17 protein-coding genes are annotated in these 21,924 nt (G+C 54.1%); 9 read left to right on the plus strand and 8 right to left on the minus strand.

Annotated elements, in window-relative coordinates; genetic code table 11:
• The first annotated feature begins 245 nt into the window (after window positions 1-245).
• From KWG64_RS23580 to KWG64_RS23585, 3 genes are all read left to right on the plus strand, one after another.
• Window positions 246-1,253, plus strand: a complete 1,008-nt coding sequence (locus KWG64_RS23580) for a hypothetical protein (protein ID WP_255562281.1) — start codon at window positions 246-248, stop codon at window positions 1,251-1,253.
• 207 nt (window positions 1,254-1,460) lie between these two features.
• Window positions 1,461-1,859: a hypothetical protein gene (locus tag KWG64_RS25785; protein WP_255562282.1), complete on the plus strand. Its 399-nt coding sequence runs from the start codon at window positions 1,461-1,463 to the stop codon at window positions 1,857-1,859.
• Window positions 1,860-1,927: 68 nt separating this feature from the next.
• A complete protein-coding gene (locus tag KWG64_RS23585) occupies window positions 1,928-2,890 on the plus strand; it encodes a hypothetical protein (RefSeq protein WP_255562283.1) in 963 nt (320 codons plus the stop codon).
• Window positions 2,891-2,974: 84 nt separating this feature from the next.
• On the opposite strand, the gene fhuB is transcribed toward KWG64_RS23585, so the two are convergent.
• The 6 genes from fhuB to hrpB all read right to left on the minus strand — a co-directional run bounded on the left by fhuB (window position 2,975) and on the right by hrpB (window position 14,510).
• Complete coding sequence (gene fhuB, locus KWG64_RS23590; protein ID WP_218523303.1) at window positions 2,975-4,963, minus strand: Fe(3+)-hydroxamate ABC transporter permease FhuB; 1,989 nt, start codon at window positions 4,961-4,963, stop codon at window positions 2,975-2,977.
• Complete coding sequence (gene fhuD / locus KWG64_RS23595; protein ID WP_218523304.1) at window positions 4,960-5,862, minus strand: Fe(3+)-hydroxamate ABC transporter substrate-binding protein FhuD; 903 nt, start codon at window positions 5,860-5,862, stop codon at window positions 4,960-4,962. The genes fhuB and fhuD overlap by 4 nt, the downstream gene beginning before the upstream one ends.
• A gap of 1 nt (window position 5,863) precedes the next feature.
• The gene (fhuC, locus tag KWG64_RS23600) at window positions 5,864-6,676 is read right to left on the minus strand and encodes a Fe3+-hydroxamate ABC transporter ATP-binding protein FhuC (protein ID WP_218523305.1); all 813 of its coding nucleotides are present in this window, start codon (window positions 6,674-6,676) and stop codon (window positions 5,864-5,866) included.
• Between the two features lie 78 nt (window positions 6,677-6,754).
• The gene (fhuA, locus tag KWG64_RS23605) at window positions 6,755-8,956 is read right to left on the minus strand and encodes a ferrichrome porin FhuA (protein ID WP_218523306.1); all 2,202 of its coding nucleotides are present in this window, start codon (window positions 8,954-8,956) and stop codon (window positions 6,755-6,757) included.
• A gap of 294 nt (window positions 8,957-9,250) precedes the next feature.
• Window positions 9,251-11,851: a bifunctional glycosyl transferase/transpeptidase gene (mrcB, locus tag KWG64_RS23610; protein ID WP_218523307.1), complete on the minus strand. Its 2,601-nt coding sequence runs from the start codon at window positions 11,849-11,851 to the stop codon at window positions 9,251-9,253.
• 214 nt (window positions 11,852-12,065) lie between these two features.
• The gene (hrpB, locus tag KWG64_RS23615; protein ID WP_218523336.1) at window positions 12,066-14,510 is read right to left on the minus strand and encodes an ATP-dependent helicase HrpB; all 2,445 of its coding nucleotides are present in this window, start codon (window positions 14,508-14,510) and stop codon (window positions 12,066-12,068) included.
• 94 nt (window positions 14,511-14,604) lie between these two features.
• On the opposite strand from hrpB, the gene thpR reads away from it, so the two are divergent.
• The 6 genes from thpR to folK all read left to right on the plus strand — a co-directional run bounded on the left by thpR (window position 14,605) and on the right by folK (window position 19,846).
• Complete coding sequence (gene thpR / locus KWG64_RS23620; protein ID WP_218523308.1) at window positions 14,605-15,147, plus strand: RNA 2',3'-cyclic phosphodiesterase; 543 nt, start codon at window positions 14,605-14,607, stop codon at window positions 15,145-15,147.
• Window positions 15,148-15,170: 23 nt separating this feature from the next.
• Complete coding sequence (sfsA, locus tag KWG64_RS23625; RefSeq protein WP_218523309.1) at window positions 15,171-15,890, plus strand: DNA/RNA nuclease SfsA; 720 nt, start codon at window positions 15,171-15,173, stop codon at window positions 15,888-15,890.
• 244 nt (window positions 15,891-16,134) lie between these two features.
• Complete coding sequence (gene dksA / locus KWG64_RS23630; RefSeq protein WP_095924702.1) at window positions 16,135-16,590, plus strand: RNA polymerase-binding protein DksA; 456 nt, start codon at window positions 16,135-16,137, stop codon at window positions 16,588-16,590.
• A 62-nt stretch (window positions 16,591-16,652) separates the two neighbouring features.
• On the plus strand, window positions 16,653-17,519 hold the full coding sequence (gene gluQRS, locus KWG64_RS23635) for a tRNA glutamyl-Q(34) synthetase GluQRS (protein WP_218523310.1): 867 nt from the start codon (window positions 16,653-16,655) through the stop codon (window positions 17,517-17,519).
• Window positions 17,520-18,044: 525 nt separating this feature from the next.
• Window positions 18,045-19,370 (plus strand): polynucleotide adenylyltransferase PcnB, encoded by a 1,326-nt coding sequence (gene pcnB / locus KWG64_RS23640; RefSeq protein WP_204902605.1) that lies wholly within the window; start codon window positions 18,045-18,047, stop codon window positions 19,368-19,370.
• Window positions 19,367-19,846: a 2-amino-4-hydroxy-6-hydroxymethyldihydropteridine diphosphokinase gene (gene folK / locus KWG64_RS23645; protein ID WP_195813756.1), complete on the plus strand. Its 480-nt coding sequence runs from the start codon at window positions 19,367-19,369 to the stop codon at window positions 19,844-19,846. The genes pcnB and folK overlap by 4 nt, the downstream gene beginning before the upstream one ends.
• A gap of 5 nt (window positions 19,847-19,851) precedes the next feature.
• On the opposite strand, the gene qseC is transcribed toward folK, so the two are convergent.
• Both qseC and qseB read right to left on the minus strand, forming a co-directional pair.
• Complete coding sequence (qseC, locus tag KWG64_RS23650) at window positions 19,852-21,210, minus strand: quorum sensing histidine kinase QseC (protein ID WP_218523337.1); 1,359 nt, start codon at window positions 21,208-21,210, stop codon at window positions 19,852-19,854.
• A gap of 5 nt (window positions 21,211-21,215) precedes the next feature.
• The gene (gene qseB, locus KWG64_RS23655) at window positions 21,216-21,893 is read right to left on the minus strand and encodes a quorum sensing response regulator transcription factor QseB (RefSeq protein WP_218523311.1); all 678 of its coding nucleotides are present in this window, start codon (window positions 21,891-21,893) and stop codon (window positions 21,216-21,218) included.
• Between the last annotated feature and the right edge of the window lie 31 nt (window positions 21,894-21,924).

Here is a 21,924-nt window from a genome sequence, read left to right on the forward strand (position 1 = left end):
GAAAGCACAAAGGGGCCATCTGGCCCCTTTATGCTTTCTGCAATATCTGATTTTATATAATCTTATTTAACTCCTGCTTCATCATTATTTATTTGCGACGCACATCTCACCTGATTCTCCGATACAACGTTACATTCCGCTAGTACTTAAAAATGAATACCATCAATTAATATTTAATATAAATATCAGTGAACATAGTTTTCAAATCAATAAAGAAACTTATCGTTAGTTAAAGGAATAACAACATGTCAGAACCCTCATCTACAGCCGGTAAGGCATGTGCAGAATGCGGAATGCCAGATCCCTGCCTGCATAAGATTGAAGCAAACTTCCCTAAGGCCAAAGAAAATCATATCTGGCCAATAGAATCCCCGGTTACCTTTGATCTGTTGGATAAAGGAACTGGATGCGAAGGAACCATCACAATTATTAGTAAATGCCAAAAAATCGGTTGTCCGGAATCGATGCTGAACAACGTTGATGAGAATACTTCGACTCCATTGAAATCAGACAGCAGTCCCAACCCTGTCATTTTACATTATAAAAACAAAGACAACGATGAAGATATAATAGATATTCTTCATTCACCATGGGATTACTTAAACACTATCACATCTCCCGCTGATTTATACGACAATCCGGCTCATTACATTGTTAAAACTAAGGGATGCTGGGAGACAGGAAACCACATAAAAATAGATGTTTACCCTACTATTGAAATGCGTTTCACCGTAGGTTTGAGTTATGAAATCATACCCTCGATTAGGGAAAGGACGACTAAAGAGCGCCGCGATGAACAAATAAAATCCCGAATGGCGATGGATGATACTAAACCTAAAAACAGCAATAAACTTCGCGATGGTTGGAAGTATCATACCGATCAGTTTGAGTTGACAAGAAAAACAGCACTTACCGTCGATTTTGGCGTCAAAATTGCTGACACAGAATACTCAGAAAAATATGCCCAATCAGTTAAAAAAATAAAAACAGTTAAATCACTCGAACAGTTAAAGAGAGTCGATACGTTGGTTGATAATATTAATAAATTTTTCACCCCTGATCCTGACAACCCGGGAAATACGAGGGGGTATAGTCTATTCAGTATGAAAATAGAGCCTGTGAAATTAGGTATTTCCTATGCCTATCAATATATAGACACTCAACAAGGCCCTTATCATTACATGGGGTTATACGGCAGTCCATTTTTATCCGGCTCATTAAAATTTGATATAATTCAATTTATTTGTGCGTAATGTAAGATTGAAACACTGGTTGGAAAGTGTCGGGATTACCTTAAAAAAAGAGGAGCCAGTATAGATTGTTATCTTCAATTTTTACCAGGCGTAAATATCAATATTGGTGCAGCTTACAGTAAAAAAGAAAATGAGTGGTCTTTTAATATTCTCAAAGGTAATCAGCTTAAATTAGGCCTGGAAGGCGTCATCAGTGCCGCATTTAAGATGGAAGTGTTTTGGGCTGACATAGCACTTAATACGTCCGGAAAACTTGCTACCGCGGCAGGGTTCGAACTGGATCAATATGATGACGGGCTTGATTTGGCTGGATATCATGATGGAATAAAGGGCTATTTCGAGTTTGTAGCGGATTTTAGGGCTAAAAGAGGTGATAAAGAAGAACAACAGGCAGGAGAAAAAATAAAAAAAGAATGGCTATTAGCGGCGCCGCTAAAAGCAAGTGACTCGCCTTTAAGAATAAACTTATACGGGAAGGTTCGTTCTGTTCCACAACCCACGATAACAGTACCTGTTCACGCAGAACCCTGGGCAATGGGATCTAATCCAAATAACAATAAAAAAGATGATAAGCCTTACGGTTACAACGGAATCCCCCAACTGTAAAAATCACTGAGGATGACATGAGATTATTCTACAAAATAGCGTTAACCATATTAACAGGAAGTATTACAATGACAAATGTTCTTGCTAATGAAATCCCTTTTAAAATTCGTAGCGTGTTCGATATTAAGTATGCATTTTGCACCATTAAGACCAACGACGTCGTCGGCTCAGATAATCGTACATCTTCAATGCAGGGTAGAGGTATGGGTTCATCCAGTACAAACTCATTGCTCATGTTAGAAAATGGCGAGAATGATGTTACTCTTGAAATCGGTGCTCTGGCCTGGTTTTCTCAAGAAGACATCGACAATAAGACACGTGCAACATTCAACCCGGAAGCAAGTTGTAAATTGGATGTCATAAAATTCGAAAAACAAAAAGAAACAATACTCACTTCAATAAACATCTCAATAGATAAAGAGGGAATCCCTCAGTCACTCATTACCAATGAAAATGAAGACGATAAAAAATATTTAAACTACAATAAAATCCAGGCAGAACAATCAGAAATCGGACATATCAGGGCCAAATCTTATAAGACTTATAGATTCCCGAAAGGAATGGAGATATTCCAGTTCACAAGAATAATTGAGGTTCATGGACTCCCAACATGGGCTTGGGTCAATGCTACTCCATTCACAGGATCAGAGGAACAAATTCAGAAATTACAAATGGCCTATTCAGAATTTGCTGATGCAATAAATGACCAGGACAGGTCAAAAATAAAAAAATTATACAAAATATCACTTGACGTATGGTCAAGGTCAATGGGGGATAGCGAAGATGATATTTTGGAATCACAATTCACGAAAGATGAGATTGAAAATGGCAAAGCCAAAATAGGGAAAATTAGCTGGGAAGACTATGCTGTTCGGGTCATGAATAAAGGCAGAATGGTTCAATTTTATAATAAATCCATCCCGACGTACTCACCGTTAACGTATTTTTATAACGAAGATGGTGAGACATATTCAATGAGCTTCGCGCCGATATTTTCTCTGATTGATGGGAAATTCGTCGTAGTAATTTAAACGTTCACTGATAAGTGAAAATTGAATTCTTTATCCCCACAGCATAAAGGGGCCATCTGGCCCCTTTTTTATTAGCAAAACACGTTAACTCGCCTGCTTTCTCAGCAGATAGATAAAGTACGGCGCGCCGATGAAGGTCGCGAGCAAACCGGCGGGGATCTGGTTTGGGAAGATCACCATACGGCCACACCAGTCCGCGAAGACCATCAGCAGACCGCCGAGAATACTCGCCACCATCCACTGCGGAACGGCGCGGCGGAATCCCATCATGCGCGCCATATGCGGTGCCATCAGCCCGACAAAACTCAGCGGCCCGACGGTCAGCGTTGCGGCAGCCGTCATCACGGCGGCCAGCAGCAGGATCGCCACACGCGTTGGCGTCAGCGCCAGTCCGACGGATTTCGCGGTCACGCTGCCGAGCGGCAAGATGTTTATCCAGCGGCGGCAGAACGGCACGATGACCATCAGCACGGCGGCCAGCGCCAGCGTTCGCCACGCCATCGGCGCAGTGACTGAATAGGTCGAACCGGAAAGCCAGGTCAGCAAACCGCCCATACGCGGATCACCGCTGGCCAGCAGCAGCGTCATCAGCGTGGTGAAAGCGGTACTCAGCGCAATGCCGGTCAGCAACATCCGTTCCGCCGAGAAACTGCGCAGGCCGGAGGCGACCATAATCACCAGCAACGTTAACGCCGCACCGGCACTGCCCGCAGGCAGCAGCCACACAAACGCATCGCCGGGAACGATAAACATCATCACCACGACGCCGGTCGCCGCACCGGAGCTGATCCCCAGCACTTCCGGGCTCGCCATCGCGTTACCGGTCAGTTTCTGAATCAGCACGCCGGAAGATGCCAGCATAATCCCTGCCGCCAGCGCCGCCAGTACGCGCGGTAAACGCCACGGCAGCAACGCCTGCAAATCTGCGCCCGTCGCCCAGCTCCAGCCTGTTGCATTACGCCCGACCATCAGCGCGATCACCAGCCCGGCGAGAAGCACCAGTAAAGCCAGCGCAACCCAACGCACCAGATGGTGACGTTCATTGGGCACATTGTCGCCCTGATTCATCGGAGGCGGTGTCATGCTGTTTCGCAGACGCGGCAGCAGCCACAGCAGCAGCGGCGCACCGACTAACGCGGTCGCGGCACCGGTCGGGATTTCCATCCAGATTTGCGTCACATATTGCATCACCTGATCGGTGAACCACAGCAGCAATGCGCCAATCAGCGGGGCCATCACCAGACGCGCAGTCAGGCGACGTGCGCCGAGCATTTTCGCCAGAAGCGGCGCAAACAGGCCGATAAAACCGATTATCCCGACGGCGTTGACCAGCTGCGCACTCATCAGGATCGCCAGCGCCAGCACCGCCAGACGCGCCGCCGATAGGCCTAAACCCAGGTTTTTCGCGACGCCGTCATCCAGCCCGAGCAGGGTCATCGGGCGCTGTAACAGGAACGCCAGCAGCCAGACGATAATCACGCGCGGCAATAAAAACGTCGCGACGTCCCAGTCCTGCTGTGTCAGCGAACCGCTGCTCCACATATACAGGCTTTGCAGGCTCTGATAGTTGAAGATCCCAAGCAGGCCATTCACCGCGCCGCAGTACAGGCCGAGTACCAGACCGGCGAGGATCAGCGTCACCGGCGACATGCGTTTGCCCCAGGCGATCCCGAACACCAGCCCGCCGATCACCACCGCACCAGTCATCGCGGCAAACTGCTGCGTGATCATGCCGCCCGGCAGCGCCCAGAGCGTGGCGATCGTCAGGCCGAGCTGTGCGCCCGCCGAAACCCCCAGCGTCGCGGGTTCGGCCAGCGGATTACGTAATACCTGCTGGAACAACAAACCGACCAGCCCCAGACCGGCACCGGCCAGCAGCGCGACGGCGATACGCGGCAGTGAGCTGTAATGGAAAAGCATCTGCTGAACATCGTCGATGTCCGGCTGCCAGAGCGCGCCGCGCCATAAGTGATAAGGCAATTGCTGGTGCAGGTTGTAAATACTGAGCGCACCGGCTGCCAGCGCCAGAACTAAAAGTAGGATCAGCGAAACGCTGAGTGAACGGCGGTTCATACCGGTTTCCCCAGTGTGCTGTTCAGGATTTTACAGAAATGCATGGCGCTGAACGTTGCGCCGTAGAACCAGACGGCGGGGACAACGCTGAACTGATTTGAACGGACAAAAGGCATCGATTTCCACAGCGGCGTCTTGGCAACCGCATCCATGATGTCTGCGCTGCCGTGATCAAAACACAGCACGCGGGCATTTTTAATGCGGGTCAGGCGCTCAACGCCTACCGACACGCTGCCCCAGAAACTGCCTTCGCCGCCCCACGCGTTGGTCAGCCCGACATCGCCCATGATTTCATGGAACATGCTGCCCTGACCAAACACCAGAACGTGGCGCGGGTCGATAAAGGTCATCAGCAGTACCGGTTGCTGCGCGACCGGTTTCATCAGCTCACGCGTTTTCGCAATGGCGTCGTTATACACCCGCAAATGTTGTTCAGCGCGATCCTGCAAACCGAGCGTATCCGCCAGTTTATGCAGAGATTTGATCGCCAGCTGCATCGGCTTCGCGCTGCCATCATTGGCTTTCACACCCAGCACCGGCGCGATAGTTTCCAGCTGTTGGGTGTCCGGGCCATAACCTTGCGTTATCAGCAACAAAGAAGGTTTCAGTTGCTGGATAAGCTCCATGTTAGGCTCGGTGCGCTGGCCGACATCGATAACGCCGGGTGCCAGCGGCGGTTCCGCCACCCACAGGTTGTAATTGGGAATATCAGCAATCGCCAGCGGCATCACGCCGAGCGCAATCAGCAGCTCGGTAGGTAACCATTCGAGGGTAACGATGCGGCTCAGATCAGGGCGCGAGGCAGACAGCGCTGGCAGGGAAGTCAGTAACGGGGACAGCGCCATCATCTGTAAAAGACGACGGCGCGTCAGCCCTGAATAACGTTGAATATCAGACATATCAGTAAACGAAGCTTACCGGCGCACCGCCCGCAGGATGCGGAAGAATGCCCATCGGAATACCATAAATTTGTTCGAGAACGTCACCGCGCATCATGTCTTCCGGCGCGCCCTGCGCGATCATCTCGCCGCCGCGCAATGCCATCAGTTCATCGCAATAACGCGCCGCCATATTCAGATCATGCAATACCGCGATCACGGTTAAGCCTTTCTCACGGCTCAGGCGCTGGATCAACGCCAGCACATCTTTCTGATGCGCGATATCCAGCGCGGAAGTCGGTTCGTCGAGCAACAGGCAACGGCTGTCCTGTGCGACCATCATCGCCAGCCACGCACGCTGACGCTCGCCGCCGGAGAGGCTGTCGACCAGGCGCTGGGCGAACGGTTTCAGGCCCACCAGCGCAATGGCTTCTTCGACTTTTTCTTTGTCCTGATGTTTAAAACGCCCCAGCGCGCCGTGCCACGGATAGCGGCCAATCGCCACCAGTTCCTGCACCGTCATGCCTTCTGCGGCCGGAAGTTGCTGCGGCAGATACGCAACCTGACGCGCAAACGCTTTGCTGTCCCACTGGGCCAGTGGCGTTTCATTCAGATAAATCGTTCCGGACGTCGCCGGCTGATGCCGTCCCAGCATTTTTAACAACGTTGATTTCCCGGAGCCGTTATGGCCAATCAGCCCGCACACTTTTCCCTGCGGGAAGGTCAGTGACAGCGGCGCGAGCAACGTTCGCCCCGGCACTGAAAAGCTGACTTCTTGCAGGCAAAAGACGCTGTCAGGCAGCGATGAAGACGGGTGTACGTTGTTATCAGGCATAAGATTTTCTACGTGACGTCTGGAAGTGAATTGGAAACGGGCACGACCAGCGTGCCCGGATTTAACTTCTTAAAGCTTTTAGAAACGGAAGGTGGCTGTTGCCACAACCTGACGTTCCGCGCCCCAGAAACAACCGTACGTCTGGAAGCAGCTGGCAACGTAATCACGATCCAGCAAGTTATTGACGTTAACCGCCACGCTGGAACCGTTCAGGCCGAAACGACCCAGATCGTATTTCACGACCGCATCCATCACTGCGGCGCTGCCGACTTTGAAGGTGTTCGCCGGATCGCCGTAGCTTGAACCGATATAACGACCACCGGTACCCACGGTAAATCCACTCAGAATACCTTCATAGAAGGTGTAATCGCCCCACAGGGAAGCCATGTGCGTAGGCACCTGCTCAGGCGTATTGCCTTTCAGCGTGGTGTCTTTGGTGTATTGCGCATCGGTATAGGTGTATGACGCCGTCATGTTGATGTTGGCGTTCAGGGCCGCTTTCGCTTCCAGTTCCACACCACGTGCACGAATTTCACCCGCAGGAACCTGCGCCAGTGGATTCGATGGATCAGCGGTCAGGTTGTTCGTTTTGGTCAGCTGGTAGATAGCACCGGTCAGCACAACCGGCATATTTTTCGGCACATACTTCACGCCCGCTTCGTACTGCTCCCCCTTAGACGGTGCGTAGGAAACGCGCGGCTGGCTCCACAGGTCAAAAGCGCTCGGCTCGAAAGACTGGCTGTAGCTGATGTACGGGCTGATACCGTTATCAAACAGGTAGTTCAGACCACTGCGCCAGGTAAATTTCTTGTCGTTACGTTCAATGTAACCACCGCCATCACCGCGTACAGTCGTTGCCTGCTGTGACCAGTCGTAACGGCCACCCAGGGTCATGACCCACTTATCCCATTCCGCCTGATCCTGAACATACAGACCAGTCTGCTTGCTTTCGTTCATCTGATACGGAGCGGCATCACCGAAATCGAAGTGTTCCCGCGTTGGATGATAGAGATCCAACTGCGGCGCAGTGCCGAATGTCGCGTTGATATCGTTACGCATGCGCATGTAATCAACACCGGTCAGCAAGGTGTGATCAATATCGCCGGTAGAGAATTTACTTTGCAGCTGGGTATCTACACTGAAGTTTTGCAGACGTTCGTTATCAACCACGGTACCGCGGTTAAGCATGTGCCCGTTGGTCGCGTCGATCCCGGTTCCGTAAACACTCTGCTGTGACGTTTTCATCTCGTTGAAACGGAGATTCTGGCGCACGGTGAAGGTGTCGTTGAATTCATGGTCAAAACTATAGCCGACCATTTTCTGGTTACGGGAATAGCTATTGTTGGTCGCGCCTTCGTTGAAACTGGTCGGCAGACGGGAACCGTTTGGCAATGGCTCAACCGTGCCTTCTTTCGGCAACCAACCGTAATAACCGGTTTCCGGTTCGTTCTGGAAATAGGAGAGGAAAGTGAAGTTCGTTTTGTCATCAGGGCGCCAGGTGAATGACGGCGCGATGGTGTAACGTTTTTGCTTCGCATTTTCCTGCTGCTCGTTGTTCGAGCGGGCCAGACCGGTCAGACGGTAAGAGAACTCGCCGTTATCATCCAGCGCATCGCTGAAGTCAAAACCTGTCTGGAACAGATTGTCTGTACCCATCTTGAACTGAACTTCATGCAGTGGCTCTGTGGTCGGACGCTTGCTGACCATAGAGATAATACCGCCGGGATTGCTCTTTCCGTACAGGACGGAAGTCGGGCCGCGCATCAGTTCAACACGTTCGAGCATGTACGGGTCGATCGCCGCATCGTTATAGAAGTTGCCCTGCAGCTTCAGGCCATCCAGATAGTTATTCTGGTTAAGACCCACAGATGAGAAGCCGCGAATAATCACGAAGTCATAGGTGCTGGATGCGCCACGGCTGTTGACCGTCACGCCCGGCGTGTAGCCCAGCGCTTCTTTAACAGACTTCGGCTGGTGCATATCCATTTCTTCGCGGGTTACCACGGAAACAGACTGTGGCGTTTTTTCGATCGCGGTGTCAGTTTTGGTCGCCGTCGCGCTGCGTTTTGCAGCAATCGTCGGAGCCGGGCCCCACGCAGATTCAGTGGATGCCTGAGTCGCGCCGGTAACATTAATCGTATCTTCTTTCGCGGTTGCTGTGGTTGCTGCACCTGCGTAAAACGCGGTGGAGCCCAGAACGGCGGTAATGGTAAACGCGAGCGTCCGACGCTTAAATGCGCCTTTTTGGACTGAGTTTGAAAGCGAGCATTGAGAAGCCATTGCATTATCTCTGGAGTGGTAATGGGAATGTAAACGATAATTATTATTATGACCGTCGCATAATATGCGCATTGCGCGGGGCTCTGCAAGCCTATTTGACTCATAGATTGGCTGAATGAATAAAAAGTATCCCCATGTTAAACATGGGTAAAAACGCCTATGAATTATACGGACTGAGTTGTGAAAGACCTGACGGGAATGTAAAACACGACGGGGAAATTTGAGTTAAGAATAACAATTAAAAAGGGCGCGATTCTCATCGCGCCCTTTAATGTTTCTGAAATCAACAATTTGTTACTGGCCGGAACCGAACATGTCCTTGATCCAACCGGCAACACCGTTGCTGTCTTTCTTCTCGTCCTGCGCCTGAGGTTGCTGGCCCTGAGGCTGTTGTTGTTGCTGCTGTTGCTGCTGAACGGCAGAAACAGAAGCCTGGCACATAGCATCCGGTGAATCGGTCCAGACCGGAATGGAACGTACGGTGCCACCGCCCATCATACCGCCACCGCCGCCACACACAAAGTTACCTGCGCCGTCGATATTCATCGGGCTGATACCTTCCGGCATTTGCAGATCCAGCGGCTGAGGCGTGCCGTTTTCCAGATAGCGGCCATACAGCACCAGCGCACCGGTAGAACCCCACAGCTTAGACGGACCGTTGTTATCGCGGCCAACCCAGGTGATTGCAACCTGATTGCCGTCGATACCGGCAAACCAGCTGTCACGCAGTTCGTTCGATGTCCCGGTTTTCGCGGCCAGATGCAGTTTCGGGAATTTGTTCGCCAGCGCGCGCGATGTCCCTTCCTGAACCACCTGCTGCATTGCGTACAATGTCAGATAAGCGGCCTGAGAAGGGATCACACGTACTGCCTGCGGGAAGCTCTGGTACAAGACTGTGCCGTCTTCCGCAATCACCGAACGCACCGCCGACAGTGGCGCTTTGTTACCGCCGCTGGCAATGGTCTGGTATTCCTGCGCCACTTCCATCGGCGTCAGCGCGATTGCACCGAGCAACATCGACGGCGTCTGGTTCAGGGATTCTTTCGGGATCCCCAAATCAATCAGCGTTTTGGTGATGTTGTCGAGACCCACCGCCATACCGAGGTTAACCGTCGGAACGTTCATGGAACGCGCCAGCGCATCCACCAGCAGAACCTGACCGCGGAACTGATGGTCATCGTTTTTAGGCGACCAGATCTGGCCGTTCGCCAGTTTCAGGTTCAGCGGCTGGTCGGCAAGAATGGTGTTCAGGCGGTATTTATCCGGCTGCGACAGCGCTGTCAGATAGGTCGCCGGTTTCGCCAGAGAACCGACCTGACGGCGCGCCTGCATGGCGCGGTTGAAACCGGCAAACTGCGTTTCCGCCCCGCCGACCATCGCACGCACTTCACCGGTATAACGGTCAACAATCACCATCGCCGTTTCGATGTCGTTCAGGCCGCTTTTCTTGCGAAGTAACGGAATGCCTTCTTCAACCGCTTTTTCCGCCGCATCCTGAGAAATCGGATCCAGCGTGGTGAAAATTTTCACCCCGGACATGTCCTGAACTTTATCGCCCAGCTTGGCCTGCAATTCCTGACGCACCATCTGCATGAACGCAGGCTGCGGTGAAATCACCCCGCCTTTTGGCTGAACGCCCAGCGGACGCGCGCTCAGCATGTCATACAGTTCCTGATCGATAACTTTCTGATCGACCAGCAAACGCAGCACCAGATTACGACGTTGCAACGCCATCGTCGGGTTACGCCACGGGTTGTACAGCGATGCGCCTTTCACCATACCGACCAGCAATGCCTGCTGATCGAGGCTCAGTTCGTTCACCGGACGGCCAAAGTAATACAGGCTCGCCAGCGGGAAACCGCGGATCTGATCGGAACCGCTCTGGCCGAGATACACTTCGTTCAGATACAGCTCAAGGATGCGATCTTTGCTGTAGTCGGCGTCGAGCAAGACCGCCATCACCGCTTCACGCGCCTTACGGCTCAGAGAGCGTTCGTTGGTCAGGAACAGGTTTTTGACCAACTGCTGGGTCAGCGTAGAGCCGCCCTGTACCGCATGACCGGCTGTCAGGTTCGCCACCACCGCACGACCGATGGAATAGAAGTTAATCCCGTCGTGCTCGTAGAAATGGCGGTCTTCCGTTGCCAGCAAGGTATCAACCAGCAAGTCCGGGAAGCCGGAACGCGGCACGAACAGACGCTGTTCGCCGTTAGCATTGGACGCCTGCAACATGGTGATCAGACGCGGATCCAGGCGGAACAGCCCGAAATCACGCTGATTATCCAGGTTTTTAATTTCTGACAGGCTGTTGCCATCAAACATCAGACGCGCGTTAACCTGCCCTTCTTTGCCTTCCGGGAAATCAAACGGACGGCGCAGTAAATCAATGTAATTCGCATGGACGGTAAATTCGCCCGGACGGGTGATGCGCGTCACTTCGCGATATTGCGTGCCTTCCAGCAGCCCGACCATTTCAGCTTTGCTGATGGACATATCCGGCTCAAGGTTTACCTGACGACCATAAACGGCCGCCGGTAATTGCCAGACTTTACCGCCGTCGATGCGGCTGTGGATTTCACGGTTCAGATAGACCGCATAAATGCCCAGCAGAATGGCAAAGACGATGAACAGCTTGACCAGCAGCCAGAAAATACGGCGTTTCAGGCTCTTCTTGCCGCCTTTTTTCGCTTTACGCGGCGGTGCTTTGCGGCTCATGCGAGATCCCCGTTCTTCTTCGTAATCATCTTCATCCTCATACTCGTCATCGAGTTCCTCTTCTTCGTATTCGTCGTAGTCGTCATCCCGACGGCTGCGGCGAACCGGACGAGTCCGCGCAGGCTTGCGCCCGGCGGGTTTACCTTTACGGCCAATTGGCTCGCGATCATCGCCAGACATCAGTCATTCTCCCCACGTACTGCTGTGTTCGTCATAAAGTTATTCTGCATAATGATTCTGTTTAGCTGAGTCATTTTCATATTCGATTCAAACGGATACTTTTTTATCCCGCAACGCGGGCAGCAAGGCGCTTACTCTGTGCCCGGCTTTGGTTTACTTCCAGAAGAAAGGTCTGAAAAAAAGCGACCTTTCCTGAACAATTTCGTCGCCACGCTTATTGCGCGGAATACTTCTTGGTTCGCCGCGTCGGCGCTGCTTCAGCCGGGTTGTCAGGCCACGGATGTTTCGGGTAGCGCCCTTTCATTTCTTTCTGCACTTCGCGGTACGAGCCCTGCCAGAACGCCGCGAGATCGGCGGTAATTTGCAAAGGCCGCTGCGCCGGAGACAGCAATTCCAGCACCACGGTCACGCGCCCTTCGGCAAGCTTAGGGCTGCGTTCTTCGCCAAACATTTCCTGCATCCGCACCGAAAGCGCCGGTGGCTGGTCTGCATGATAGCGGATCGGCAGGCGACTGCCAGTCGGGACGGTGTAATGCGTCGGTAAAGCGGCGTCAAGACGCTGACGCTGTTGCCAGTCACAGAGCCTTAATAAGGCATCATGCAAATCAACCTGTTGCAGCGACTTTAACGAACGCACACCCTGTAAAGAAGGCTGTAACCAGCTTTCCAGCCCGCCGAGCAGGGCGTCGTCGTCCATCGCTGGCCAGTCAGCCTCCGGCAGCCATTTTGCCGCACAGGTCAGGCGCAACCGCAATTGTTCGGCGGCCACCGACCAGGTCAGCGCCTGCAAACCCTGCGTGCGGATCCAGTCGATCAGCGCCTGTTGCAGCTCGGCATCTTCCGGTTTCGCCAGAGGATTCGCTTTCAGCACCAGACGCCCTATTTGCCAGCGCCGCCACGCGCGCAGCGTCCCTTTTTCTTCATCCCATTCGACCGCCGTCTGCTCTTCCACGACGTCCGGCAACCGCGCAGGCAGTTGTGTGATATCGAGCGAAATTGCCAGCAAAATTCGGGCGTCCGGGCTGTTGTTGCCCTGCAATAATTGCGGCGCAACCAGCCACGGCGCGCGGGTTAATCCGTCGTCCTGCGGCAAAGACGCGCCCAGCCCGTTAGCCAGCAGATAACGGCCATCTTCACCGCGTCGCTGGGCGATACGGTCGCTGAATGCGCGTGCCAGCAGCCACGGTGCGAGCGACGCATCGGCATCACCGCTTTTCCCGCCGGTGCGCTGCGCCAGCTGTTTTGCGCGCCGCTGCCAGTTTCCCTGCGGACGGCTGAACCAGTAATCAATATCCGGCAACCCGCCGCGTGGCGGTTCTTCGAGCATGGCCGCCAGCAGCGCTGCCGTCGCCAGCGCGTCCGGGCTTTGCTGCGCCGCAGAAATCAACATCGCCGCCAGCCGGGGCTCACAGCCGAGCTGCGCCATGCGCTGTCCGGCGGCGGTAAGTTTGCCCTGCGCGTCGGTCGCGCCAAGCTGATGTAAAAGGTGTTTTGCCGCCGACAACGCCGCCGCGGGCGGTACATCGAGCCACTGAAGCTGCGCCGGATCCTGACAACCCCACTGCAACAACTCCAGCCAGAAACTGCTCAGATCGCTTTGCAGGATTTCCGCTTCGGCCTGCGCACTGGCGCGTTCCGCCTGCTCTTTGCTGAACAGATGCCAGCACAATCCGGGCTCCAGACGCCCTGCGCGGCCTGCGCGCTGGGTCATGGACGCCTGACTGATGCGCTGCGTAACGAGACGCGTCAGGCCGCTGCGCGGGTCAAACTGCGCGCTGCGCTCCAGACCGCTGTCGACCACCAGCCGGATACCTTCAATGGTCAGGCTGGTTTCCGCAATATTGGTCGCCAGCACGATTTTGCGACGTCCGGCGGGTGAAGGCTGAATGGCTTTTTGCTGCTGCTCTAAAGAGAGCGCGCCGTAAAGCGGGCAGAGATCGACATCGTCTGCCACCTTGCCCGAAAGCAGATTTTGCACGCGGGTAATTTCGGAAACGCCGGGCAAAAACAGCAGCATCGAGCCGTGATTTTCACTCATCAGGCGGCTGACCACGCGGGAAACGCCTTCGTCCAGCCTTTCGTGGGTGGCGAGGGAAAGATACTGACGGTCAACCGGAAAACTGCGTCCTTCGGAAACGATCACCGGCGCATCAGGCAGTAACGGCGATAAACGCAGATTGTCGAGCGTCGCGGACATGATCAGCAGTTTCAGATCATCGCGCAGCACATTTTGTACGTCGAGCAGCAGCGCCAGCGCCAGATCGGCCTGCAAACTGCGCTCATGGAATTCATCGAGGATCACCAGAGAAACGCCGGTCAGATCAGGATCCGCCTGCACCATGCGGGTGAGAATGCCTTCGGTCACGACTTCAAGCCGCGTCGCCGCGCTGGTTTTGCTTTCGGCGCGCATACGGTAACCGACGGTTTGCCCCGGCGTTTCGCCCAGTTGCTGCGCCAGACGGAAAGCGACATTTTTTGCCGCCAGACGACGCGGTTCCAGCAACAGGATTTTCCCCGGCAGATTGCCCTGTTTGAGCAACTGCAACGGCAGCCAGGTCGATTTACCGGCACCGGTCGGCGCGAGCAGTAACACTTGCGGTGCCTGCTTAAGGGCGATTAAAAGCGGTTCAAGTACGGCGCTGACCGGCAAAGAAGACAATGAATTCTCCATGAGAGTTAACTTTAAACGGCGGGCATTGTAGCATTTAGCGCCAGATCCGGTATGTCGTGATTTTTTTAAACCAGGAAAGAATATGTCTGTCGAGCGCCGCCTGTTTTTCGCCTTAGCGTTACCTGCAAAGTTACAAAAGCAGGTCATCAAATGGCGTGCCGATAACTTTCCGCAGGACACCGGCCGCCCCGTCACGGCGGCGAACCTGCACATTACGCTGGCCTTTCTGGGCGAAATCAGTGAACTCAAAGCGGATGCGCTGACCCGCATCGCCGGGCGCATTCAGGCGCAAAAGTTCAGCCTGTGTCTGGACGATATCGGTCACTGGCCGGGTTCCGGCGTGGTCTGGATTGGCACGAAGCGCGCGCCCAATGCGCTGCTGCAACTGGCTTCGGTGCTGCGCTCTCACGCCGCGCGTAACGGCTGCCATCAGAGTACGCTGCCGTTTCATCCGCACGTGTCGTTGTACCGCAGCGCCACGCGGCCGGTGGCGATCCCACCCGCCACGCCCAACTGGCAACTGGACGCCGAAGAATTCAGTCTTTACGAATCGACTTACGAACGCGGGCGTACCCGTTACCGCTGCCTGCAAAGCTGGCCTCTGGCTGACATTCCAGCCACCTGAATCTCTTTTATACGGAAACTCTCATGCATTTCGAGCCAGCGCTTCAACCCGCTACCCTGATCAAACGTTACAAACGTTTTCTCGCAGACGTCATCACCCCCGATGGCCGTGAACTCACGCTGCACTGCGCCAACACCGGCGCAATGACCGGTTGCGCCACGCCGGGTGATACCGTCTGGTATTCCACGTCTGATAACGCCAAACGTAAATATGCCCACAGCTGGGAGCTGACCGAAACGCAGCAACATCACTGGATTTGCGTGAATACGCTGCGGGCAAACCAGCTGGTGCGCGAGGCAATAGAAGCCGGTCGCATACCGGAATTATCCGGTTACAGTAATTTATCGGCGGAAGTAAAATACGGCACCGAAAATAGCCGTATAGACTTGATGTTACAGGCAGAAAATCAACCTGACTGCTATATTGAAGTGAAATCTGTCACGCTGCTGCACGAAGGTCAGGGATTCTTCCCGGATGCAGTCACGCTGCGCGGCCAGAAGCATTTGCGCGAGTTACAGTCGATGGCAGAACAGGGGCAGCGAGCGGTACTTTTCTTCGCTGTTTTACATTCAGGCATTGAAAGCGTGTCTGCTGCACACCATATTGATCCCCGTTACACAGAATTGCTGACGCAGGTTCAGAAAAAAGGTGTAGAAGTGATGTGCTACGGTGCCGCACTTTCTGCTGAGGGTATCCGCCTCACAGAACGATTACCGCTGGTCACGAAATCATTAAACGGATAAACCCAGTTCGGATAACCCTGTTATTAGCCGTCGGCGGCATAAATACAGGTCGCGAATACGCTTTTCCTCACAGGCTTGTCAAGCACCTGTCAGGAATAATTGCCAACCTCGTTGCCTTCTGTTATTTATAGCGGCCTGATTTTTTCCCCCGTTGGGGATCGAAGTGTTCGAAGCCTCTCATTTGCAGAAAACCTGTAAACGTTAAGGTGGATGAACATAGTGCGTGTTATGTAGGAGAAGCATCATGCAAGAAGGCCAAACCCGTAAGACGTCGTCCTTGAGCATTCTCGCTATCGCTGGGGTGCAGCCGTATCAAGAGAAGCCGGGCGAAGAGTACATGAACGACGCTCAGCTGGCTCACTTCAAAAAGATTCTTGAAGCATGGCGCAATCAGCTCAGGGATGAAGTAGATCGTACCGTTACACACATGCAGGATGAAGCTGCAAACTTCCCTGATCCGGTCGACCGTGCCGCTCAGGAAGAAGAATTCAGCCTCGAACTGCGTAACCGTGACCGTGAACGTAAGCTGATCAAAAAGATTGAAAAAACACTGAAAAAAGTGGAAGACGAGGATTTCGGTTATTGCGATTCCTGTGGCGTTGAGATTGGCATCCGCCGTCTTGAAGCACGTCCGACCGCTGACTTGTGTATCGACTGTAAGACTCTGGCAGAAATCCGCGAAAAGCAGATGGCTGGCTAAGTCCCGGGTTCCACGCGGTGCGTCATGCACCGCGTTCCCTTTAAAAGCACGACCCCATTCTTATGCCACAAAATCAATACACGGGCCGTTTCGCGCCTTCACCTTCCGGTGACCTCCATTTTGGTTCGCTGATTGCCGCACTCGGCAGTTATCTGCATGCGCGCGCCCAAAACGGTCAGTGGCTGGTTCGCATTGACGATATCGATCCGCCGCGTGAAATTCCCGGTTCTGCTGACCGCATTCTGGCCACGCTCGAACGCTTTGGTCTGGAATGGGACGGCGACGTCGTCTGGCAATCCAAACGTCATGACGCCTACCGCGAAGTGCTGGACTGGCTGTATCAGCAACAAAAAAGCTATTACTGCACCTGTACCCGCCAGCGCATTGCTCAAAGCGGCGGCTTTTACGACGGTCACTGCCGTGGCCTGAATTTAGGTGCAGAAAACGCGGCAATTCGCCTGCATCAGACATTACCGGTTTATGGTTTTGATGATGATTTTCAGGGGCATTTACAGGCCGAAAGCCAGCTGGCCGAAGAAGATTTTATTATCCGACGCCGCGACGGGCTGTTTGCCTACAATCTGGCGGTTGTCGTTGATGACCATTTTCAGGGCGTGAATCATATTGTGCGCGGAGCCGATCTCATCGAGCCCACCGTGCGCCAGATTTCGCTTTACCGGCATCTGGGATATCCGCAACCGGGATATCTGCATTTGCCGCTGGCACTGAATGAAAATGGCGACAAGCTTTCGAAACAAAATCATGCACCGGCGCTGCCTGAAGGCGATCCGCGGCCGGTAATCATTAACGCACTGAAATTTTTAGGCCAAACGCTGCCGGAAAACTGGCAGGATTACACTTTGCCTTTATTATTACGCTGGGCGACAACGCACTGGACGCCCTCTGAGATACCGCGTCAGGGCGCTTAATCACCGCTGAACTGACATCGGCATTCTCAAAGAGGCTATCGTGAGCTATGATTAGCCGCTGTTTTTGCGTCACGCCAATTTTTTCAGTCACTATCGAGGTGTACCATTTTTACCCGAGTAGCCAATTTTTGCCGTAAGGTGCTGGTCCGTGAAGATAAAGTCGTTCGTGAAGAAAAGGCTGTTCATGACGAAGCCGCACTTCATGGAGAAGTTAATCGTGAGGACAATTCCCGCCGCGATCCGTCTCCTGTGGCTGAAAACACTGTGAAGGCAAACCATCCTGAACGTCGTGACAACGAGCAACGCCGCGAAAACCGTGGCCGTCGGGATGACAACGCAAACCGGGGCGACCGTCGTAACAACAACAACCGTCGCTCTGCGCCTTATCAGCCGCGTGGCGAACGTAACGACAATCGCGGTGAACGTACCGACAACCGTGGCGAACGCAGCGAACAGCGTGCTCCGCGTACCGAGCACGTCCAGAAGCCACGCCCGTCATTTGATTACGCGGGCGAAACCCGTGCGATGACCATTATTCCCCGCGATGAGCACAATATTTCCCGTCGTGATATCAGTGAAAACGCCCTGAAAGTCCTGTACCGCCTGAATAAGTCTGGCTATGAAGCCTTCCTGGTCGGCGGTGGCGTGCGCGATTTGCTGCTGGATAAAAAGCCAAAAGATTTCGATATCACGACCAACGCAACGCCTGATCAGGTGCGCAAACTTTTCCGTAACTGCCGTCTGGTTGGCCGTCGTTTCCGTCTGGCCCACGTGATGTTCGGCCCGGAAATCATCGAAGTTGCCACATTCCGTGGCCATCACGAACAGTATGAAGAAACCGACGATAAAAACGTTTCCCAGCAGGCCCAGAACGGCATGCTGCTGCGCGATAACATCTTCGGCACGATTGAAGACGACGCCCAGCGCCGCGACTTCACCATCAACAGCCTGTATTACGGCGTGGCTGATTTCACCGTCCGTGATTACACCGGCGGCCTGCGTGACCTGGAAAACGGCATCATTCGCCTGATTGGCGATCCGGAAACCCGCTACCGTGAAGACCCGGTGCGTATGCTGCGTGCGGTGCGTTTCGCTGCAAAACTCGACATGAAGATCAGCCCGGAAACCGCTGAGCCGATCCCACGTCTGGCGACCCTGCTACAGGAAATTCCGCCTGCGCGTCTGTTTGAAGAATCGCTGAAATTGCTGCAAGCCGGCTACGGTTATGCCACGTACAAAAAACTGTGTGAATACCAGCTGTTCCAGCCGTTGTTCCCGCTGATCGCCCGCCAGTTTACTGAGCATGGCGACAGCCCGATGGAACATATTCTGTTGCAGGTTCTGAAAAATACCGACTACCGTTTGCAGAACGATCAGCGCGTCAATCCGGCGTTCCTGTTCGCGGCAATGTTGTGGTATCCGGTGATTGAACATGCACAGAAACTGGCGCAGGAAGGCGGTCTGACGTATTACGACGCCTTCGCGCTGGCCATGAACGACGTGCTCGACGAACAATGTCGCACGCTGGCAATTCCAAAACGTATTACCACGCTGGTGCGTGATATCTGGGCATTGCAGCTGCGTCTGTCCCGCCGTCAGGGCAAACGTGCGCACAAGCTGATGGAACATCCTAAATTCCGTGCCGCTTACGATTTACTGGTTCTGCGCGCTGAAGTTGAACAGCATCGCGAACTGCAAAGTCTGGCGCAGTGGTGGGGTGAATTCCAGGAAGCCACACCGGCCTCGCAGAAAGCCATGCTCGGTACGCTCGGTGACGATGCAACGCCTGCGCGTCGCGCACGGACACGTCGTCCGCGTAAACGCGCTCCCCGTAAGGATGGCGGTCAATGATCCGCGTTTACCTGGCTCTGGGAAGCAATCTCTCACGACCTCTCGACCAGGTAAATTGCGCGCTGGAGGCGCTGGCACATTTGCCGCGCACCCGCTTTGTGGCTGTCTCTCCGTTTTACCGCAGCAAGCCGCTGGGGCCGCAGGATCAGCCTGATTATCTGAACGCCGTGGTGTCGCTCGATACGTTGTTACCGCCGGAAGAGCTGCTCGATTGCACCCAGGCCATCGAGCAAAATCAGGGACGTGTCCGCAAAGCCGAACGCTGGGGCCCGCGGACATTAGATCTGGATATGCTGTTTTATGGCGATCGGGTGATCGACACGGAGCGTTTAACTGTGCCGCATTACCATATGAAGAACCGCGAGTTTATGCTGTACCCGCTGGCGGATCTGGCACCGGATCTGGTGTTCCCGGATGGCGAAACACTGCAAAGCGTACTGGATCGCGTTCCGCTGAATGGCCTGACAAAATGGTAGGCCGCTCAGCGACTTACCCGCACCTGTAATCCCCCTTCTGTTTTGTTCCGGTACTCTACCCGCAACTGATGTAACTGTGCGATCCTCTGTACGATCGAAATCCCCAGACCGCTGCCGGTTTGCTCCTGACCCGGTGGCCGGTAAAAACGTTCGCCAAGCCGCGCCAGATGCTCTTCCGAGATCCCCGGCCCCTGATCTTCTACCGTTAATCCCTGCGCATTCAGCGTGACCGAGACGGTGGTTCCCGCCGGAGAATAACGAATCGCGTTATCCAGCAGATTACGCACCATCAGCGAAAGCAGAAGAGATTGCCCGCGCATTTGCGGCGGCGTTCCCTGCTCTTCAAAACGTAATTCGATGCCTTTGCTGTGCGCACGATAATCCTGTTCGGCCAGATTATGTGCCAGCAGCGAAGGCCAGTCGATGATCTCCAGTTCTTCCGGTTCTGAAAAACTTTCCAGCCGCGACAGCGTCAGCAGCTGATCCACCAGCCGCGTGGCGCGATCGATACTGGTGGTCAGGTTTTCCAGCGCATGCTCGCGCATTTCGGTATCGTCACCGGACAGCTGCACCACTTCGGTTTGCACGCGCAATGCCGCCAGCGGGCTGCGTAATTCATGCGCGGCATCGGAGGTAAACCGGCGTTCGCGGACCAGCATTTCACTGGTACGGTCGAACAGAGAATTCAGCGCGTTTGCCAGCGGCAGAACTTCACCGGGCAGACGATCGGTGACAATCGGCGTGGCATCTTCCGGTGAGCGGTGACGCAGCCCTTCCGCTACGCGACGCAGCGGGCGAAGTTCCAGCGTCACCATCACAATCAGCGCCAGCAGCAATACCGGCAATGAAGCCAGCCACGGCGTCAGTTGCCCGCTGACTAAACTCCAGGCCATATCATTGCGGTAGTCGTATTCCTGACCGACAGCCACGCGATATTGCCCGTCTGGCGACGTCAGCCAGACCACACGCCAGTCGTCGTTGTCTCCTTTAAGCTCGTCATCTTTAAAGCCCTGTGTGTTGCCGTCGAAGCGGATGCGTTTGCCGTTTTCGCCGTCGTTGAGCAGCATGTCGCCCTGCTGATTAAAAATGGCAAACGTCAGCGCATCGTCATCGGTATGGCCGCGTGAACCTTTGCGCACCATCTTTTTGGTGTCCGGCAGCTCGGCGTCTTTTTGCATATTCAGGCGGTCGCCCAGCCCGGTGGCGGCCAGACGTTTGGCGAACAACATCTGTTGTGTATCAAACACTTCGTTGATGTGTTTACGCGTCTGGTGCCAGGCCACGCCGCTGGCACTCAGCCACGTCAGCAGCGCCAGCACGGTAAACAGCAGGATCAGCCGGAGACGCAGACTCAGGTTTTTCAGCTCCTTCACGCACTCTCCCCGGACGGCACATCGCCCAGCGTATAACCCACGCCGTGAACGGTGCGGATGAAGCTTTTGCCGAGTTTGCTGCGAAGATGGTGGATATGCACTTCAACCGCGTTGCTGCTGACTTCATCGTCCCAGTTGTACAGTTTTTCCTGAATCAGGGTGCGCGCCAGCACGCGGCCTTTGTTATTGAGAAACAGTTCCAGCACCGCGACTTCACGCGGTGTGAGCGTGACGGTTTCGCCGTTGCGCGTTACACTTCGGGCGGCCGGATCGAATTCCACTGCGCCGTGCGTCACTTTTGGCGTAACCACCCCATGACGGCGGCGGATCAGCGCCTGTAAACGCGCGGCCACTTCCACCAGCGCAAACGGCTTACACAGATAATCATCCGCACCGGCCTGCAATCCGCTGACGCGCTGTTCAAGCGCATCGCGCGCCGTAAGGATCAGCACCGGTGTGTCGCGACCGGCCTTGCGCCATTCACGTAGCAGCTCCATGCCGTCCATTCCCGGCAGGCTTAAATCGAGGATCACCGCATCGTACGGCGCGCTGTCGAGCGCGGCTTTGCCGGTCAGCCCGTCGGTAAACCAGTCGAGCGTAAACCCCAGTTTTGTCAGCCCGGCTTTGATGCCGTCGCCAATCATTTTGTCGTCTTCAACCAATAGAATTCGCATGGTTCCCTCCGTTTTTTTCATTATAGGCGAA

Source organism: Rahnella sp. PD12R (assembly GCF_019200965.1).
In the GTDB taxonomy this organism is placed as follows: domain Bacteria; phylum Pseudomonadota; class Gammaproteobacteria; order Enterobacterales; family Enterobacteriaceae; genus Rahnella; species Rahnella laticis.

Coding starts and splice junctions, on each gene's coding strand:
- KWG64_RS23585 (WP_255562283.1), top strand. CDS start 1,928: ATGACAAATGTTCTTGCTAATGAAATCCCTTTTAAAATTCGTAGCGTG.
- dksA (WP_095924702.1), top strand. CDS start 16,135: ATGCAAGAAGGCCAAACCCGTAAGACGTCGTCCTTGAGCATTCTCGCT.
- gluQRS (WP_218523310.1), top strand. CDS start 16,653: ATGCCACAAAATCAATACACGGGCCGTTTCGCGCCTTCACCTTCCGGT.
- fhuB (WP_218523303.1), bottom strand. CDS start 4,963: ATGAACCGCCGTTCACTCAGCGTTTCGCTGATCCTACTTTTAGTTCTG.
- sfsA (WP_218523309.1), top strand. CDS start 15,171: ATGCATTTCGAGCCAGCGCTTCAACCCGCTACCCTGATCAAACGTTAC.
- fhuC (WP_218523305.1), bottom strand. CDS start 6,676: ATGCCTGATAACAACGTACACCCGTCTTCATCGCTGCCTGACAGCGTC.
- thpR (WP_218523308.1), top strand. CDS start 14,605: ATGTCTGTCGAGCGCCGCCTGTTTTTCGCCTTAGCGTTACCTGCAAAG.
- folK (WP_195813756.1), top strand. CDS start 19,367: ATGATCCGCGTTTACCTGGCTCTGGGAAGCAATCTCTCACGACCTCTC.
- qseB (WP_218523311.1), bottom strand. CDS start 21,893: ATGCGAATTCTATTGGTTGAAGACGACAAAATGATTGGCGACGGCATC.
- pcnB (WP_204902605.1), top strand. CDS start 18,045: ATGACCATTATTCCCCGCGATGAGCACAATATTTCCCGTCGTGATATC.
- fhuA (WP_218523306.1), bottom strand. CDS start 8,956: ATGGCTTCTCAATGCTCGCTTTCAAACTCAGTCCAAAAAGGCGCATTT.
- fhuD (WP_218523304.1), bottom strand. CDS start 5,862: ATGTCTGATATTCAACGTTATTCAGGGCTGACGCGCCGTCGTCTTTTA.
- KWG64_RS25785 (WP_255562282.1), top strand. CDS start 1,461: ATGGAAGTGTTTTGGGCTGACATAGCACTTAATACGTCCGGAAAACTT.
- mrcB (WP_218523307.1), bottom strand. CDS start 11,851: ATGTCTGGCGATGATCGCGAGCCAATTGGCCGTAAAGGTAAACCCGCC.
- KWG64_RS23580 (WP_255562281.1), top strand. CDS start 246: ATGTCAGAACCCTCATCTACAGCCGGTAAGGCATGTGCAGAATGCGGA.